Below are 16,403 nucleotides of genomic sequence, written 5' to 3'. Positions count from 1 at the left end.
GGAACACCTCGGGAACCAACCCCGTGGCGGGCAACCCAGGAGCAGTACCGTGTCACACAATACCGATGACCTTCGCATTCGAGAAATCAAAGAACTGAACCCGCCCGCGCACGTCATGCGCGAGTTCGCCTGCACCAAGGAGGCGTCCGACACCGTGTTCAGCGCCCGCCAGGCGATGCACCGCATCCTGCACGGCATGGACGACCGGATGATCGTCGTGATCGGTCCTTGCTCCATTCACGACACGCGGGCGGCGATCGAATATGCGAAGCGCCTGAAGCCGGTGCGCGACCGCCTGAGCGCCGACCTGGAAATCGTGATGCGGGTGTATTTCGAGAAGCCGCGCACGACCGTGGGCTGGAAGGGGCTGATCAACGACCCCGACCTGGACGGCAGCTTCGACATCAACAAGGGCGTGCGCGTGGCCCGGGAACTGCTGCTGGACATCAATAGCCTGGGACTGCCGGCGGGTTGCGAGTTCCTGGACATGATTACGCCGCAGTACATCGCGGATCTGGTCTCCTGGGGGGCGATCGGGGCTCGGACGACGGAGAGCCAGGTGCATCGCGAGCTGGCCTCCGGCCTGTCGTGTCCGGTGGGGTTCAAGAACGGCACGGACGGCAATGTGAAGATCGCGGTGGACGCGATCAAGGCGGCGTCGCAGCCGCACCATTTCCTGTCGGTGACCAAGGGCGGCCATTCCGCCATCGTCTCGACGGCCGGCAACGAGGACTGCCACGTCATCCTGCGCGGCGGCAAGGCCCCCAACTATGACGCGGAAAGCGTCGAGGCGGCCTGCCAGGACATGGCCAAGGCCGGCCTGGCGCAACGCATCATGATCGACGCCAGCCACGCCAACAGCAGCAAGAAACCCGAGAACCAGCCGCTGGTCATCGACGACGTGGCGCGCCAGATGGAAGCGGGCGATGCGCGCCTGGTGGGCGTGATGGTGGAAAGCCACCTGCTGGGCGGCCGCCAGGACATGGTGCCGGGCACGCCGCTGGTCTACGGCCAGAGCATCACCGACGGCTGCATCGATTGGGACGCCTCCGTGGCGGTGCTGGAACGCCTGGCCCACGCGGTGCGCGAACGCCGCCGGGTCGCCCTGACCTCCGGCAAGTAAACGCCCGGGGCGCGCCGCGGATCGCCAGCGCATGGCGGTTTGCGGCGCAGCATGCGCGGCGGCGTAGAATATTCAGGTTAACGAACCCAGAGAACACGCTGACCATGAACGCCCCCCTGCATGCCGAATCGTTGCGCCGCCCGGTGCCGGCCGCCTGTCTGGATGCCTTGCGCGCGCGCTTTGGCGACCGCCTGTCCGAATCCGCGGCGGTGCGCGAGCATCACGGCCGCGACGAATCGCCTTATCCGGCCATGTTGCCGGACGCCGTGGTCTTCGCGCAGACGACCGAAGACGTGGCCGAGGTGGCCCGCCTGTGCAATGAGCACCGCGTGCCGCTGATCCCCTACGGCGCGGGCTCGTCGCTGGAAGGCCATATCCTGGCGATCCAGGGCGGCATCAGCCTCGACCTGTCGCAGATGAACAAGGTGCTGGCGGTGAACGCCGAAGACCTGACCGCCACCGTGCAGGCGGGCGTGCTGCGCAAGCAGCTCAACGAAGAAATCCGCGACACGGGCCTGTTCTTCCCCATCGATCCGGGCGCCGACGCCAGCCTGGGCGGCATGGCCGCCACGCGCGCCTCCGGCACCAATGCCGTGCGCTACGGCACCATGCGCGAAAACGTCATGTCCCTGACCGTGGTCACGGCCGACGGCCGCATCGTCCGCACGGCGGGGCGCGCGCGCAAGTCGTCGGCGGGCTACGACCTGACGCGCATCTTCGTGGGCAGCGAAGGCACGCTGGGCATCATCACCGAAGTCACGGTGCGCCTGTATCCGCAGCCCGAGGCGGTGTCCGCCGCGGTGTGCAACTTCCCCACGCTCGATGCCGCCGTGCAGAGCGTGATCGAGATCATCCAGATGGGCGTGCCGGTCGCCCGCGTCGAATTCATGGACGCGGCCAGCGTGCGCGCCGTCAACCTGCACAGCAAGCTCACGCTGCGCGAAACCCCGTTGCTGGTGTTCGAGTTCCACGGCAGCCCGGCGGGCGTGCAGGAGCAGGCCGAGACCGTGCAGGCGATCACCGCGGACCATGGCGGCATGGACTTCGAATGGGCCGAGCGTCCCGAAGACCGCAGCCGCCTCTGGACCGCCCGCCACAACGCGTATTTCGCGGGCCTGCAGCTGCGCCCCGGCTGCCGCGCCAGCACCACCGACGTGTGCGTGCCGATCTCGCGCCTGGCGGATTGCGTGCGCGACACGGTCGAGGAACTGGACCGCGCCAGCTTTCCCTACACCATCGTGGGCCACGTCGGCGACGGCAACTTCCACGTGCTGATGCTGCTCGACGCGGACAACGCCGAGGAATGGCAGGAGTCCGAAACCATCAACCACAACCTGGTGCGGCGCGCGATCGCGGCCGACGGCACCTGCACCGGCGAGCACGGCGTGGGCCTGCACAAGATGCAGTTCATGGCCGAGGAGCACGGCGAGGATGCGCTGGCACTGATGCGCAGCCTGAAGCATGCGTTTGATCCGAACAACATCCTGAACCCGGGCAAGATCGTTTCCTGGCAGGCTTGAGGCCGCTGGCGGCCGCGTCCGAAGCCGACGGATCACCGTCGGCTTTTTTTTCGCCTGCGCGCTCGCGCCGCGGCGAAAAGCGCATTGCGGAGGCGGGCGGCCGCCTCCGTTTTACGGCTGGTTACTTATCGTCAGGCCCGCGCCGCGTCCGGATGCGGGTAAATCCCGGCCTGCTTATAGCGGGCGCTCGCGCTATTGTTGCGCTCATGAATTCATTGGTCGAAACCGGCCTGGCACAAGTGCAGGCGCCTTATTCTTTGCAGCAGCTCATCGAGGCCCTGTCGGCGGCGTTGCCCCCGCACTGCGTGTTGTTCCGCGAAGAGGACACCCGCCCTTACGAGTGCGACGGCCTTTCCCTCTATCGCGCCCTCCCGGCGGTCGTGGCCCTGCCTGAAACCGAAGAACAGGTGCAGGCCGTCATGCGCATCTGCAAGCGGCTGAACGCGCCCCTCGTGGCGCGCGGCGCCGGCACTGGCCTGTCGGGCGGCGCCATGCCGCACAGCCGGGGCGTGCTGCTCGGGCTGTCGAAGTTCAACCGCATCAAGCACATCGACCTGGCGAGCGCGACGGCCATCGTCCAGCCTGGCGTGCGCAATCTCGCGATCTCGGAAGCGGCCGCGCCCTACGGCCTGTATTACGCGCCCGATCCCTCCAGCCAGATCGCCTGTTCCATCGGCGGCAACGTCGCGGAGAACTCCGGCGGCGTGCATTGCCTGAAGTACGGGCTGACCGTGCACAACGTGTTGCGCGTGCGCGTGGTGACGATCGACGGCGACGTCGTCGAGCTGGGTTCCGAGGCGCCGGACGCGCCCGGCCTGGACCTGCTCTCCGTCTTCATCGGATCCGAAGGCATGCTGGGCGTGGTCACCGAAGTGACCGTCAAGCTGATACCCAAGCCGGCCTGCGCGCAGGTCGTCATGGCCAGCTTTTCCAGCGTCGAGGCCGCGGGCAACGCGGTCACGCAGGTCATCGCCGCGGGCATGATCCCGGCCGGCCTGGAAATGATGGACCGGCGCGCCACGCACATGGTCGAACCGTTCGTGCGCGCGGGCTACGACATGGACGCGCAGGCCATCCTGCTGTGCGAATCGGACGGCACCCCCGAAGAGGTGGCGCACGAGATCGCGCGCATGGAGGCCGTGTTCCGCGAGGCCGGCGCCACGCGTTGCCAGGTCTCGACCTCCGAGGCCGAGCGCCTGAAGTTCTGGGCGGGCCGCAAGAATGCGTTCCCGGCTGCCGGGCGGGTATCGCCCGATTACTATTGCATGGACGGCACGATTCCGCGCCGCCATCTGGCGCGCGTGCTGGGCGCCATCGAGCAGATGGAGGATGAATTCGGATTGCGCTGCGCCAACGTGTTCCACGCGGGCGACGGCAATCTGCATCCGCTGATCCTGTTCGATTCGAACAAGCCGGACGAAGTGGAGCGCGCCGAGAAATTCGGCGCCGCCATTCTTGAGCTGTGCGTGCAGGTAGGAGGAACCGTGACCGGAGAGCACGGTGTGGGAATGGAGAAGATAAATCAAATGTGCGTGCAATTCTCTCGCGAAGAACTCGACGCGTTCCTGGCAGTGAAGCGGGCCTTCGATCCGCCGTGCCTGCTCAATCCTGAAAAGGTCATTCCCACGCTGGCCCGCTGCGCCGAATACGGCAAGATGCACGTCCACGCTGGCGAGTTGCGCTTCCCCGATCTCGCCCGTTTCTAGGACGCACCCCTCATGGATTTTGTCCTGTCGGAATTGTGCGACCAGGTCATGACGGCCCGTGCGGGCCACAAACCCCTGTTCGTGATGGGCGGAGGCAGCAAGGCGTTCTATGGCAATTACCGCCCGGTAACGCCGCAGGACGGGCATTGCCTGCTGGACATGACGCCCTATCGAGGCATCGTCAGCTATCACCCGTCCGAACTGGTGGTGACCGTGCGCGCGGGCACGCCGTTGGCCGAGCTTGAAGCGGCGCTGGCCGAGAACGGCCAGATGCTGGCTTTCGAACCCCCGCATTTCTCGCCCGCGGCCACCGTGGGCGGCTGCGTCGCGGCGGGCCTGGCGGGGCCGCGCCGCATGAGCGCGGGCGCCCTGAAGGATTTCGTACTGGGCGCGCAGCTGCTGGATTCGGAAGGGCGCATCCTGTCGTTCGGCGGAGAGGTCATGAAGAACGTGGCCGGCTACGACGTGTCGCGCCTGCTGGCGGGATCGCACGGCATCTTCGGCGCGATCCTCGAAGTGTCCTTGAAAGTCGTGCCCCGGCCGATGGAGGAACTGACGCTGGTGCTACCCGCCACGCAGGCGCAGGCGCTGGCCAGTTTCGCCCTGTGGCGCGGCAAGCCCTTGCCGATTTCCGCCACCAGCTGGGCCGGCGACGATGCCCAGGCCGAAGGCGCCATGACCGTGCGCCTGTCGGGCGCGCCCCCCGCGGTGGCCAGCGCCCGTCAGCTGATCGGCGGCGAGGCGATGGCGCCCGCGGCGGCGTCGGCCTGGTGGCGCTCGCTGCGCGAGCAGACCCATCCCTTCTTCGCGCCGGGCCAGCCCTTGTGGCGCCTGGCCTTGCCGCCTACGGCCGCGGCGCTCGGGCTGGGCCCGACCCTGCTGGAGTGGGGCGGCGGCCAGCGCTGGCTGTCGGGCACGCATGACGCCGCCACGTTGCGCGAGACCGCGGCGAGGCTGGGCGGTCATGCGACGCTGTTCCGCACCGGCCACGGCCGGCCGCCGGCCGACGGCGTATTCCATCCGCTGGCGCCGGGGATCGCTTCGATCACGCGCCGGCTCAAACAAGAGCTCGATCCGGCCGGCCTGTTCAATCCCGGCCGCCTGGTCATGGAGCTATAGGGCATCATGCAAACCAAGCTGGCATCCTGGGCACGCGATACCGATCTGGGCAACGAGGCCGACGCCATCCTCCGGCGTTGCGTGCATTGCGGCTTCTGCACCGCCACCTGTCCGACCTATCAGGTGCTGGGCGACGAGCTCGACAGTCCGCGCGGACGCATCTACCTGATCAAGCAGGTGCTGGAGGGCGCCGAGCCCACGCAGTCCACCCAGCTGCACCTGGACCGCTGCCTGACCTGCCGCAATTGCGAAACCACCTGCCCCTCGGGCGTCGAGTACGGGCACCTGGTGGACATCGGCCGCAAGATCGTCGATGAGCGCGTGCCGCGTTCGTGGAGCGAGAAAACGAAGCGCACGCTGCTGCGCAAGGCCATGATGTCGCCGCTGTTCGCGCCCGCGATGCGGCTGGGGCAGGCCGTGCGCGGGCTGCTGCCGGTATCGGTCAGGCGCAAGGTGCCCGAGCGCCGTGACGCGGGCGCGCTGCCGGACGTCGGCGGGCATGCTCGCCAGGTATTGATGCTGGCCGGCTGCGTGCAGCCCGCCATGATGCCGACCATCGACGCCGCCACCATCCGCGTGCTGGACGCGATCGGCATCGGCGCGCGCATCGCGCCGGGGGCCGGCTGCTGCGGCGCGGTCAGCTTCCATCTGGATGCGCAGGACGCCGCGCTGGCGCAAATGCGCGCCAACATCGACGCCTGGTGGCCACTGGTGCAGGACGGCAAGATCGAGGCCATCGTCATGAACGCGTCGGGTTGCGGCGCGATGGTGAAGGAATACGCCCATCACTTGCGGCATGACCCCGCCTACGCGCAGAAGGCCGCGGACGTGGTGGCGCTGGTCAAGGACGTGGCCGAGATCGTCGCGCCATACGCCCAGCGGCTGCGCTCGCGTCTGCCCGCGGGCACCCGGGCGGCGTTCCATCCGCCTTGCACGCTGCAGCACTGGCAGGGCCTGCGCCCCTTGTCCGAGCAACTGCTCGCGGACCTGGGCTTCGAATTGCAGCCCTTCGCCGACAAACACCTGTGCTGCGGCTCGGCGGGCGCCTACTCGGTGCTGAATCCCGAGATCGCGCTGCAACTGCGGGACCGCAAGCTGGGCGCCATCGCGGCTGGCGGGCCGGACGTGATCCTGTCGGCCAACATCGGCTGCATCGGCCACCTGCAAAGCGGCACCGATACGCCCGTGAGGCATTGGGTCGAGGTGGTGGACGAGCAGCTGCGCCGTCAGGCGGGCAAGCAAGGCTGAGGCCGGCGAACGCGGCCCCGGGGGGAAACGGCGCCCGCCCCGGCGGGGCAGGCGCCCGCCGGTCTACTCCACCGCCTTGACCATGTCTTCGAGCACCTTCTTCGCGTCGCCGAAGACCATCATGGTGCGGTCCATATAGAACAGTTCATTGTCCAGCCCCGCGTAGCCGGACGCCATCGACCGCTTGTTCACGATCACGGTGCGCGCCTTGTAGGCTTCGAGGATGGGCATGCCGGCGATCGGCGACTTCGGGTCGTTCTTGGCCGCCGGGTTGACCACGTCGTTGGCGCCGAGCACCAGCACCACGTCGGTCTGGCCGAACTCGCTGTTGATGTCCTCCATCTCGAAGACCTGGTCGTACGGCACCTCGGCCTCGGCCAGCAGCACGTTCATGTGGCCCGGCATGCGCCCCGCGACCGGGTGGATGGCGTACTTCACCGTCACCCCGCGCTCGGTCAGCTTCTCGGCCAGCTCCTTCAGCGCGTGCTGCGCGCGCGCCACGGCCAGGCCGTAGCCGGGCACGATGGTCACGCTCTCGGCGTTGGTCATGAGGAAGGCCGCGTCGTCCGGGCTGCCGGACTTGACGCTGCGCTGCTGCGCGCTGCCCGCCGCCGCGGCACCGCCTGCCTGGCCGCCGAAGCCGCCCAGGATCACGTTGAAGAACGAGCGGTTCATCGCCTTGCACATGATGTAGGAGAGGATGGCGCCCGAGGAGCCCACCAGCGAGCCCGCGATGATCAGCATCGGGTTGTTGAGCGAGAAGCCGATGCCGGCCGCGGCCCACCCGGAATAGCTGTTCAGCATGGACACGACCACCGGCATGTCGGCTCCGCCGATCGGGATGATGATCAGCACGCCCAGCACGAAGGCGATGAGGGTCATGATCACGAAAGGCGTCCATTCCTGGGTGAGCATGAACCAGATGCCGCAGGCGAGCATCAGCAGCGCCAGCGCGAGGTTCAGCATGTGCTGGCCGGTGAACACCACCGGGGCGCCCTGGAACAGCCGGAACTTGTACTTGCCCGACAGCTTGCCGAACGCGATCACCGAGCCCGAGAAGGTGATGGCCCCCACGAAGGTGCCGATGAAGAGTTCGAAGCGGTTGCCGGTGGGAATCGGCATGCCGGCCGGCGCGACGCCGAAGGCATGCGGTTCCGCCACGACCGCCACGGCGATGGCCACCGCGGCCAGGCCGATCATGCTGTGCATGAAAGCGACCAGTTCGGGCATCTTCGTCATTTCGACGCGCTTGGCCATCAGCGTGCCGATGGAGCCGCCCACCAGCAGGCCCAGCACCACCCAGCCCAGCCCGATGGTGGCGGCGCCGTCGCGGGCCAGGCCGACGATCAGCGCGGCCGTGGTCAGCACGGCGATGGCCATGCCGGTCATGCCGAACAGGTTGCCCAGGCGCGAGGTGGTGGGATGCGACAGGCCCTTGAGCGCCTGGATGAAGCAGACCGAGGCGACGAGGTACAGCAGCGTGACGAGGTTCAGCGAGATCATTGCGCGCCCTCCTTGCCCGGCTTTTTGTCCTTCTTCTTGAACATTTCGAGCATGCGCCGCGTGACGAGGAACCCGCCGAACACGTTGACCGCGGCCAGCGCCACGGCGAACACGCCCATGCCGCGCGCGAGTCCGCCCTCGGTCAGCGCGGCGGCCAGCATGGCGCCCACGATGATGATGGCGGAAATGGCGTTGGTGACGGCCATCAGCGGCGTATGCAGGGCAGGGGTGACGTTCCACACGACGTGATAGCCGACATAGACGGCGAGCACGAAGATGATGAGGTTCATCAGGGTGGGGTTGATCGCTTCCATGTTCAGGTTCTCCGCGTCACGTTGCCGCCTTCGCACACCAGGCAGGCCGCCACGATTTCGTCGTCGCGCTGGATCGCCAGCGCGCCGTCGGCATTGATGATGAGCTTCAGGAAATCCAGGATGTTGCGGGCATACAGCGCCGAGGCGTCGGTCGCGACCAGGCCGGGCAGGTTGGTCAGCCCGATCAGCGTCACGCCATGCTTTTCCACCACCTTGCCTTTCTCGGACAGCGGGCAGTTGCCGCCGCGTTCGACGGCCAGGTCCACCAGCACCGAGCCGGGTTTCATGGCGGCGACGGTTTCCTCGGAAACCAGCGTGGGCGCGGGGCGGCCGGGGATCAGCGCCGTCGTGACGACGATGTCCGCCTGCTTGCAGCGTTCGGAAACCAGCGCGGCCTGCCGCGCCATCCACGCGGGCGGCATGGGGCGGGCATAGCCGCCGGTGCCTTGCGCGATCTCGCGCTCTTCGTCGGTCTCGAAGGGCACGTCGATGAACTTCGCGCCCAGGGACTCCACCTGCTCGCGCGCGGCCGGGCGCACGTCGGAGGCCTCCACCACCGCGCCCAGCCGCTTGGCCGTGGCGATGGCCTGCAGGCCGGCGACGCCGGTGCCGAGCACGACGGCGCGGGCGGCCTTCAGCGTGCCCGCGGCGGTCATCATCATGGGGATCAGGCGGCCGTAGTGGTGCGCGGCCAGCAGCACGGCCTTGTAGCCGGCGAGGTTGGCCTGCGAGGACAGCACGTCCAGGCTTTGGGCCCGCGTGATGCGGGGCGCGGCCTCAAGCGCGAATCCGACCAATCCGGCGTTCGCCATCTGCGCGAGGCCTTCGGCGTCGAAGGGATCGAGCATGCCGACGACGACGGCGCCCGGCTTCATGTGGGCCAATTCGGTGGAATCCGGCGCGCGAACCTTCATGACCAGTTCGGCGCCCAGGGCATCCTGGGCGGTGCCGAGCGTGGCGCCCGCGGCCTCATAGGCGTCGTCGAGATAGCGGGCGGCAGCGCCGGCCCCGCGCTCCACGACGACGGTGTGTTTGCCGCCTACGTACTTCTTGACGGTCTCCGGTGTTGCTGCGACACGGGTTTCCCCGTCTCGGGTTTCTTTTGGTATCCCGATGTGCATCTACGCCTCTCCTCAGAAGGTTCGCCGTAGTTATACACGGGAATATGCCCCCACGCCGCACTCGCTTCGCTCGCTTGCTGCCCCCCAAGGGGGCTGGCCCGCCTTGGGGCGGCCCGGCGGCGGGCCGGCTGTTCTTGCGGAGGTTGGTGTTGTGGGCCCCACGCCGCGCTCGCTTCACTCGCTCGCTGCCCCCCAAGGGGGCTGGCCCGCCTTGGGGCGGCCCAAAAAAAACCCCATGGCGAACCATGGGGCTGGGGCTTTTCAGCCCACTATTCCGGCCAGGCTTACCACGCCGCTGGCCGGCACTGCGCGCAAACGTCCGGCGTCAAGCCGTTTGCGCGCGAGTCCAGGTGATCAGCGCGGCGGTGAGGTCGCGCAGGTCGGCTTTCAGGCGGCCGTAGTTCTCGGACGGGCGCAGGGAGACCTCGTCCATGTAGAGCTTGCGGTTGATTTCGATCTGCAGGCTGTGGCGGCCTTCCTGGGGGCGGCCGAAGGCGCGCACCAGTTCCACGCCCTTGTAGGGGTCGTTCACGGTGACGTCGTAGCCGCGTTCGCGCAGCCAGGCGGCGATGAATTCGCGGAAGGCCGGGTCGCTGGTGCTGCCGTCGCGGTCGCCCAGCACGAAATCGGGGTGGACCAGGCCGGGGCGGTCGGTGGCGAAGGCGCCGGCGACGCTGGGCATGGAGTGGCAGTTGATGTGCCAGACCTTGCCGAACTTGCGGTGGGCGTCGTCGAGCACGCGGCCCAGGGCGGCGTGGTAGGGCTTCCAGCAGGCGTCGATGCGATGGCGGACTTCGTCGACCGTCAGCTTGCGGTTGTACAGCGGCGTGCCGTCGTCGAGCATGCGCCAGATCAGGCCCTTGCCCAGCTTGACCTTGGGCGAGGCGTTGAGCGCGTCGGGCCAGGGCTGGTCCAGCAGCAGCTCGTCGATCTCGTCGGGCGCGCGGTTGGCATCGATGTAGGCGCGCGGGAAGGCGGCGGCGATCATGGGGACGCCCATTTCGATGGCGTCGCCCCAGAGGTCGTCAACCCAGGTGTCCTCGGCAGTGCGCAATGCGCCAAAGTCCACCGCGGCCGCGAAATCGGGAGGGTAGGCGGTGCCGCTGTGCGGGGAGTCCAGCACGAGCGGGGCCGAGGGTTCCGAATCGGGATATTGCTGCGGAAGGTCGAGCCGGTAAGACAGGGGTTGGGTAATTCGCATAAGGGGGTGTTGCGTTCGTGAATCGGAGATCCCCGCGCCCCGGCGGGCGGCGGGGATCGAAGATCGATCAGTCGATCTTCACGTTGGCTTCTTTGGCGATGCGCTTGTTCTTGGCGATTTCAGCGGCGATCTGCGCGCCGAATTCGGCCGAGGTGTTGGCGGCGGGCGAGGCGCCCAGCGCTTCCAGGCGGGCCTTGACGTCGGCTTCGGCGCTGACCTTCTGGACGGCGGCGTTCAGCTTGGCCAGGATCGGCGCGGGCAGCTTGGCCGGGGCGACCAGGCCGAACCACGACGCGTCGTTGACCGCGGGCAGGCCGGCTTCGGCGAAGGTCGGGACGTCGGGCAGGGACGCGACGCGCTTGGGCGAGGCGACGGCCATGGCGATCAAGCGGCCGGACTGCACGTGCGGCAGCGTGGAGGGCAGGTTGTCGTACATGACGTCGACCTGGCCGGCCAGCGCGTCGTTCAGCGCCGGGCCCACGCCGCGGTACGGAACGTGCATCAGGTTGGTGCCCGAGGCCATCTTGAACAGTTCGCCCATCATGTGCGAGACCGAGCCGTTGCCGGCGGACGCGTACGTCAGCTTGCCCGGCTCGCTCTTGGCCAGCTTGATGAAGTCGGCGATGTTCTTGGCCTGGACCTTCGGGTTGATGGTCATGATGTTCGGCACGGCGGCCAGGTTCGAGATGGGCGTGAAGTCCTTCTCGCCATCGAACGGCAGGTTCGGGTAGATGGCCGGGTTGATGCCGTGCGTGCTGACGGTGGCGATGCCCAGGACATAGCCGTCCGGCGCGCTGCTGGCAACGAAGGCGCTGCCGATCGAACCGCCGGCGCCGCCGCGGTTTTCCACCACGACGGTCTGGCCCAGTTCCTTGCCCAGCTTGTCGGCGAACAGGCGGCCGACGATGTCGGTGGTGCCTCCGGGCGGGAAGGGAACGATCAGGCGGATGGGCTTGGACGGGTACGCGTCTTCGGCGTGCGCGATGCCCGAGGTGAGCGGCGAGGCCAGGGTCGCGGCGGCGACGCACAGGCCCAGGACAACTTTACGGCGTTGCATGGATTCCCCTAATGAATTGGAAAGCGGATGCGCAAAGGCAGACGCAAACGCAACGATTCTTTCCTGGCGGCCCCGTTTGCGCAAACGAAACTTTCTCCGTAAGCTATGACTTTTTTTCATGCCTCTTTTGGCGGCGGCCTTTCGCGCCGCTGTTTTTGCCCCGCAACCTGAAACAATCTGTGTGCGCGACGGGGTGCGCAACCCGCCTGTCCGGGCCGCCCCGGCATACACGGCCCTCTTGCGGGCAAGGAGCCCACGCCAGCCGTGGGAGCGATATTTATGCGGCGTTTCTGTCCCTCTTTAACGGACCTCCAGGCGTTCGAAGTGGCCGCCCGGCACAGCAGTTTCACGCGCGCGGCCCAGGAACTGTGCGTGACGCAGGGCGCGGTCAGTAAACAAGTGAAACATTTGGAGGAGTTCGTCGGCATCGAGCTATTCCTGCGGATCAGGCAAGGCCTGGTCCTGACCGAGGCCGGGCGCAGCTACCTCACCAAGATCCAGGCCGGCCTGGGCCAGATCGAGGCCGCCACCGTGGAGCTGATCGCGCACCAGGGGCAGGGCGGCACCCTCAACCTGACCTGTATGCCCACGTTCGGCGCCCGCTGGCTGATTCCGCGGCTGACGGCCTTCATGCGCCTGCGGCCCGACATCCACGTGGAATTCCTGCCGCACCGCCAGGGCTACGATTTCTCCACCCCCGAACTGGACGCCGCCGTGCGGTTCGGCGAGGGCATCTGGCCGGGCAGCGGGGCGGACTACATCGTCGGCCGCGAGATCCTGCCGGTGTGCAGCCCGCGCCTGATCCCGGGCGGCTGTACGTCGCCCGCGGACCTGCTGGCGTATCCGCTGCTGCATCACACCTCGGCGCTGGAAGGCTGGCGCGACTGGTTCGAGCAGGCCGGCTGCGATACCCGGCGCAGCCTGGAAGGCGCCCGCTTCGACCAGTACGCGCTGCTGTCGCAGGCCGCGGCGGCGGGGTTCGGCGTGGCCTTGATCCCGCGCTGCCTGATCGAGGACGAACTGCGCGACGGCAAGCTGGCCGTCGCCATCCAGCTGCCGATCCGCGCGCGCATGGGCTATTACCTGTGCTATCCCGAGCAGAAGGCCAACCTGCCCACGCTCCAGGCCTTCCGCGCCTGGCTGATGGAAGTATCGCGCGCGGCCGAGCCGCAGCCGCAGGAAGAAGCCCGGTCCGATCTAAAATAGCGTCATCATGAGTCAAAAATCCAATAAGGGCCGCGTTGTCGTGGGCATGTCCGGCGGGGTCGATTCTTCGGTCACCGCCTGGCTGCTCAAGCAGCAAGGCTATGAAGTCATCGGCCTGTTCATGAAGAACTGGGAAGACGACGACGATTCCGAATACTGCTCCACCCGCCAGGACCTCCTCGACGCGGCCAGCGTCGCCGACCTCGTCGGCGTCGACTTCGAGTTCGTCAATTTCGCCGCCGAATACAAGGACCGCGTGTTCGCGGAATTCCTGCGCGAGTATTCCGCGGGGCGCACGCCCAATCCCGACGTGCTGTGCAACGCCGAGATCAAGTTCAAGGCGTTTCTGGATCACGCCATGGCGCTGGGCGCCGAGCGCATCGCCACCGGCCACTACGCGCGGGTGCGCGAAGTGCCGGCCGAGGGCGGCGGCACGGAGTTCCAGCTGCTCAAGGCGCTGGATGCGTCCAAGGACCAAAGCTACTTCCTGCACCGGCTGAACCAGGCGCAGCTGTCGCGCACGCTGTTCCCGCTGGGCGAGATCCACAAGACGGAAGTGCGGCGCATCGCGCACGAAATCGGCCTGCACAATGCCGCCAAGAAGGATTCCACCGGGATCTGCTTCATCGGTGAGCGGCCGTTCCGGGAATTCCTGAACCGCTACCTGCCGACCGAGCCCGGCCCCATCATGACGCCCGAAGGCATGACGGTGGGGCGCCACGAGGGCTTGTCGTTCTACACGCTGGGCCAGCGCAAGGGCCTGGGCGTGGGCGGCGTGAAGGGGCGGCAGCGCGAGGACGGCACGGCCGAGGCCTGGTACGTGGCCCGCAAGGACCTGGAGCGCAACGTGCTGTACGTGGTGCAAGGGCACGACCATCCCTGGCTGCTCTCGGGCGAATTGCGGGCTCAGGACGCCAGCTGGATCGCGGGCCGTCCGCCGGCCGCCGGCGCCTATGGCGCCAAGACGCGCTACCGGCAGGCCGATGCGGCATGCCGTCTCGATGGCGCCACGCAGGCCGAGTTCGCGCTGGATTTCACCGAGCCGCAATGGGCGGTGACGCCCGGACAGTCCGCCGTGCTTTACGATGGCGAAGTTTGCTTGGGGGGCGGCATCATCGTGTAGGCGATGCGCCGGCCCTCGCCGGAATGCGCCCGGCCGGGCGCAGACCTTTTCCAAAGGCCCCTGGGGCGTTGCCTCAGGGGCCTTGTTCATGACCAAGAAGAAATAGGGAGACCGTTGTGGATGTATCGATGTTGATTAGCCTGCTGGTGCTGGGCGGCGTGGTCGGCTTTGCGGCAGGCCTGCTGGGCATAGGCGGCGGCATGCTGCTGGTGCCGTTCCTGACGATGCTGTTCGCCTGGCAGGGCATGCCCGCCGACCTGGTGGTGCACGCGGCCATCGCCACGTCGATGACCTCGATTCTGTTCACGTCCATTTCCAGCGTCCGGGCCCATCAACAACGCGGCACGATCAAGTGGAACATCGTCTGGGCGATGGCGCCCGGCATCATCATCGGCGGCCTGTTCTCCGGCGGCGCCGTGTTCGCCGCGCTCAGCACGCTGTGGCTGTCGCTGTTCTTCGCCCTGTTCGTCGGCTATTCCGGCTGGAGCATGCTGCGCAACAAGAAACCCAAGCCCAGCCGCCAGATGCCCGGCGTGGTGGGCACCAGCGCGGCCGGGGCCGGCATCGGCTTCCTGTCCGGTCTGGTGGGCGCGGGGGGCGGTTTCCTGTCGGTGCCGTTCATGGTCTGGTGCAACGTGGCCCTGCACAACGCCGTCTCCACGTCGGCGGCGCTGGGCTTTCCCATCGCGCTGGCCAACAGCGTGGGCTACGTCGTGTCGGGCCTGAACTCGGGCGAATCGCGTCCCGGAATGCTGGGCTACATCTACTGGCCCGCGCTGCTGGCGCTGGTGTGCACCAGCGTGCTGACGGCGCCGCTGGGCGCGCGCATGGCGCACAAGCTGCCCGTGCAGACCCTGAAGCGCGTGTTCGCCTGCCTGCTGTTCGCACTGGCCGGCTACATGTTGTTCAAGGCCTGGCAGACCTTTACCGCCTAAGCCCCACGGCCCCGTCCCGCAAGGGCGGGGCCGCAAGAATCCGGCTCCGCTGGAAAGGGCGAATCAAAATCGCACGAACGAACGCGGCTCCGCCAGAAGAAGGAAGCGGGGCCGCAAGAATCCGGCTCCGCTGGAATGGGCGAATCAAAATCGCACGAACGAACGCGGCTCCGCCAGAAGAAGGAAGCGGGGCCGCACGGATCCGGCTCCGCTGGAATGGGCGAATCAAAATCTCACGAACGAACGCGGCTCCGCCAGAAGAAGGAAGCGGGGCCGCAAGAATCCGGCTCCGCTGGAATGGGCGAATCAAAATCGCACGAACGAACGCGGCTCTGCCAGAAGAAGGAAGCGGGGCCGCAAGAATCCGGCTCCGCTGGAATGGGCGAATCAAAATCGCACGAACGAACGCGGCTCTGCCAGAAGAAGGAAGCGGGGCCGCACGGATCCGGCTCCGCCGGTCCGTAGCGGCGCCCCCCCGGGGGGGAAGCGCGCAGCGCTTCGGGGGGGGGGCTACCCCGGTATTGTGTCGACGAACGACTGCCGCTGGGACAGCTTGTCGTACAGGCGGGCCAGGTTCAGGTGGTCCGCGCGCCAGTCGAGCGAGGCGAAGCGCAGGTCCAGGTAGCCCAGCGCGCAGCCGACGGCGATGTCGGCGAGGCTGTAGTTGATGCCCATGCAATGGGCGTTCTCGCCCAGGCTCTTGTTCATCGCGTCGAGGCTGGCGTGGATCTTGGAGTGCTGGCGCTCGATCCATTCGGGGCTGCGCTGAGCCTCGGGACGCTGGTTTTCCTTCACGATGGTCACGCATGCATCCAGGAGGCCATCGGCGATGGCTTCCCAGCATTTGACGGCCGCGCGGTCGCGTCCCGGCTGCGGAATCAGGCGGGCCACGGGAGACAGGGTGTCCAGGTATTCGACGATGACGCGCGAATCGAAGAGTGCGCCGCCATCTTCCATGACCAGGCAGGGAACCTTGCCCAGCGGGTTGTACGTTTGGATCTGCGTGTCGGCGGACCAGACGTTTTCGAGTTCAAGCCGGTAGTCCAGCTTTTTCTCGGCCATGACGATACGCACTTTGCGCACGTAAGGACTGGTAAGCGAGCCGATCAGTTTCATGGAGTCACAAGCGGAGTCGGAAAGCGGCCGAAGTATAGCAGGCCGTGTGAGGTCGGGCCGCCGGCAGGCCGGAATCTTCGCCAGTTTGCCACAATGTTGCACGCTTCCGGA

The 16,403-nt window shown here is 67.4% G+C and carries 14 protein-coding genes; 8 read left to right on the top strand and 6 right to left on the bottom strand.

Annotation, left to right across the window (positions count from 1 at the left end):
- Positions 1-49: 49 nt before the first annotated feature.
- From aroG to glcF, 5 genes are all read left to right on the top strand, one after another.
- A complete protein-coding gene (gene aroG / locus ADE01S_RS22775; protein WP_062684026.1) occupies positions 50-1,123 on the top strand; it encodes a 3-deoxy-7-phosphoheptulonate synthase AroG in 1,074 nt (357 codons plus the stop codon).
- 104 nt (positions 1,124-1,227) lie between these two features.
- Positions 1,228-2,643: an FAD-binding oxidoreductase gene (locus ADE01S_RS22770; protein WP_062684025.1), complete on the top strand. Its 1,416-nt coding sequence runs from the start codon at positions 1,228-1,230 to the stop codon at positions 2,641-2,643.
- A gap of 206 nt (positions 2,644-2,849) precedes the next feature.
- Complete coding sequence (locus ADE01S_RS22765) at positions 2,850-4,349, top strand: FAD-linked oxidase C-terminal domain-containing protein (protein WP_062684024.1); 1,500 nt, start codon at positions 2,850-2,852, stop codon at positions 4,347-4,349.
- A 12-nt stretch (positions 4,350-4,361) separates the two neighbouring features.
- Positions 4,362-5,468, top strand: a complete 1,107-nt coding sequence (gene glcE / locus ADE01S_RS22760; protein ID WP_062684023.1) for a glycolate oxidase subunit GlcE — start codon at positions 4,362-4,364, stop codon at positions 5,466-5,468.
- 6 nt (positions 5,469-5,474) lie between these two features.
- Positions 5,475-6,716, top strand: a complete 1,242-nt coding sequence (gene glcF / locus ADE01S_RS22755) for a glycolate oxidase subunit GlcF (protein ID WP_062684022.1) — start codon at positions 5,475-5,477, stop codon at positions 6,714-6,716.
- Between the two features lie 63 nt (positions 6,717-6,779).
- On the opposite strand, the gene ADE01S_RS22750 is transcribed toward glcF, so the two are convergent.
- The 5 genes from ADE01S_RS22750 to ADE01S_RS22730 form a co-directional block, all read right to left on the bottom strand.
- Entirely contained in the window at positions 6,780-8,219 is a 1,440-nt protein-coding gene (locus ADE01S_RS22750) for an NAD(P)(+) transhydrogenase (Re/Si-specific) subunit beta (protein WP_062684021.1), read from the bottom strand.
- Positions 8,216-8,533 (bottom strand): NAD(P) transhydrogenase subunit alpha part 2, encoded by a 318-nt coding sequence (locus ADE01S_RS22745; protein ID WP_062684020.1) that lies wholly within the window; start codon positions 8,531-8,533, stop codon positions 8,216-8,218. The genes ADE01S_RS22750 and ADE01S_RS22745 overlap by 4 nt, the downstream gene beginning before the upstream one ends.
- A 2-nt stretch (positions 8,534-8,535) precedes the next feature.
- Positions 8,536-9,654, bottom strand: coding sequence for a Re/Si-specific NAD(P)(+) transhydrogenase subunit alpha (locus tag ADE01S_RS22740; protein ID WP_062684019.1), 1,119 nt, complete (start codon positions 9,652-9,654; stop codon positions 8,536-8,538).
- Between the two features lie 325 nt (positions 9,655-9,979).
- Positions 9,980-10,855 (bottom strand): N-formylglutamate amidohydrolase, encoded by an 876-nt coding sequence (locus ADE01S_RS22735; RefSeq protein ID WP_062684018.1) that lies wholly within the window; start codon positions 10,853-10,855, stop codon positions 9,980-9,982.
- Between the two features lie 67 nt (positions 10,856-10,922).
- Positions 10,923-11,912, bottom strand: coding sequence for a Bug family tripartite tricarboxylate transporter substrate binding protein (locus ADE01S_RS22730; protein WP_062684017.1), 990 nt, complete (start codon positions 11,910-11,912; stop codon positions 10,923-10,925).
- A 279-nt stretch (positions 11,913-12,191) separates the two neighbouring features.
- On the opposite strand from ADE01S_RS22730, the gene gcvA reads away from it, so the two are divergent.
- The 3 genes from gcvA (at position 12,192) to ADE01S_RS22715 (ending at position 15,176) form a co-directional block, all read left to right on the top strand.
- Positions 12,192-13,118: a transcriptional regulator GcvA gene (gene gcvA / locus ADE01S_RS22725; RefSeq protein WP_062684016.1), complete on the top strand. Its 927-nt coding sequence runs from the start codon at positions 12,192-12,194 to the stop codon at positions 13,116-13,118.
- 7 nt (positions 13,119-13,125) lie between these two features.
- Complete coding sequence (mnmA, locus tag ADE01S_RS22720; protein WP_062684015.1) at positions 13,126-14,241, top strand: tRNA 2-thiouridine(34) synthase MnmA; 1,116 nt, start codon at positions 13,126-13,128, stop codon at positions 14,239-14,241.
- A gap of 116 nt (positions 14,242-14,357) precedes the next feature.
- A complete protein-coding gene (locus tag ADE01S_RS22715) occupies positions 14,358-15,176 on the top strand; it encodes a sulfite exporter TauE/SafE family protein (protein ID WP_062684014.1) in 819 nt (272 codons plus the stop codon).
- Between the two features lie 510 nt (positions 15,177-15,686).
- On the opposite strand, the gene ADE01S_RS22710 is transcribed toward ADE01S_RS22715, so the two are convergent.
- Complete coding sequence (locus ADE01S_RS22710) at positions 15,687-16,292, bottom strand: glutathione S-transferase (protein WP_062684013.1); 606 nt, start codon at positions 16,290-16,292, stop codon at positions 15,687-15,689.
- Positions 16,293-16,403 lie beyond the last annotated feature (111 nt).

Source organism: Achromobacter denitrificans NBRC 15125, assembly GCF_001571365.1.
In the GTDB taxonomy this organism is placed as follows: Bacteria; Pseudomonadota; Gammaproteobacteria; order Burkholderiales; family Burkholderiaceae_B; genus Achromobacter; species Achromobacter denitrificans.
This window is presented reverse-complemented; position numbering and strand designations above follow the sequence as displayed.

Excerpts from the sequence above, each read along its gene's own strand:
- gcvA (WP_062684016.1), top strand. The coding sequence starts at position 12,192 with ATGCGGCGTTTCTGTCCCTCTTTAACGGACCTCCAGGCGTTCGAAGTG.
- ADE01S_RS22740 (WP_062684019.1), bottom strand. The coding sequence starts at position 9,654 with ATGCACATCGGGATACCAAAAGAAACCCGAGACGGGGAAACCCGTGTC.
- ADE01S_RS22730 (WP_062684017.1), bottom strand. The coding sequence starts at position 11,912 with ATGCAACGCCGTAAAGTTGTCCTGGGCCTGTGCGTCGCCGCCGCGACC.
- ADE01S_RS22710 (WP_062684013.1), bottom strand. The coding sequence starts at position 16,292 with ATGAAACTGATCGGCTCGCTTACCAGTCCTTACGTGCGCAAAGTGCGT.
- ADE01S_RS22735 (WP_062684018.1), bottom strand. The coding sequence starts at position 10,855 with ATGCGAATTACCCAACCCCTGTCTTACCGGCTCGACCTTCCGCAGCAA.
- glcE (WP_062684023.1), top strand. The coding sequence starts at position 4,362 with ATGGATTTTGTCCTGTCGGAATTGTGCGACCAGGTCATGACGGCCCGT.
- ADE01S_RS22765 (WP_062684024.1), top strand. The coding sequence starts at position 2,850 with ATGAATTCATTGGTCGAAACCGGCCTGGCACAAGTGCAGGCGCCTTAT.
- ADE01S_RS22750 (WP_062684021.1), bottom strand. The coding sequence starts at position 8,219 with ATGATCTCGCTGAACCTCGTCACGCTGCTGTACCTCGTCGCCTCGGTC.
- mnmA (WP_062684015.1), top strand. The coding sequence starts at position 13,126 with ATGAGTCAAAAATCCAATAAGGGCCGCGTTGTCGTGGGCATGTCCGGC.
- ADE01S_RS22770 (WP_062684025.1), top strand. The coding sequence starts at position 1,228 with ATGAACGCCCCCCTGCATGCCGAATCGTTGCGCCGCCCGGTGCCGGCC.
- ADE01S_RS22745 (WP_062684020.1), bottom strand. The coding sequence starts at position 8,533 with ATGGAAGCGATCAACCCCACCCTGATGAACCTCATCATCTTCGTGCTC.
- glcF (WP_062684022.1), top strand. The coding sequence starts at position 5,475 with ATGCAAACCAAGCTGGCATCCTGGGCACGCGATACCGATCTGGGCAAC.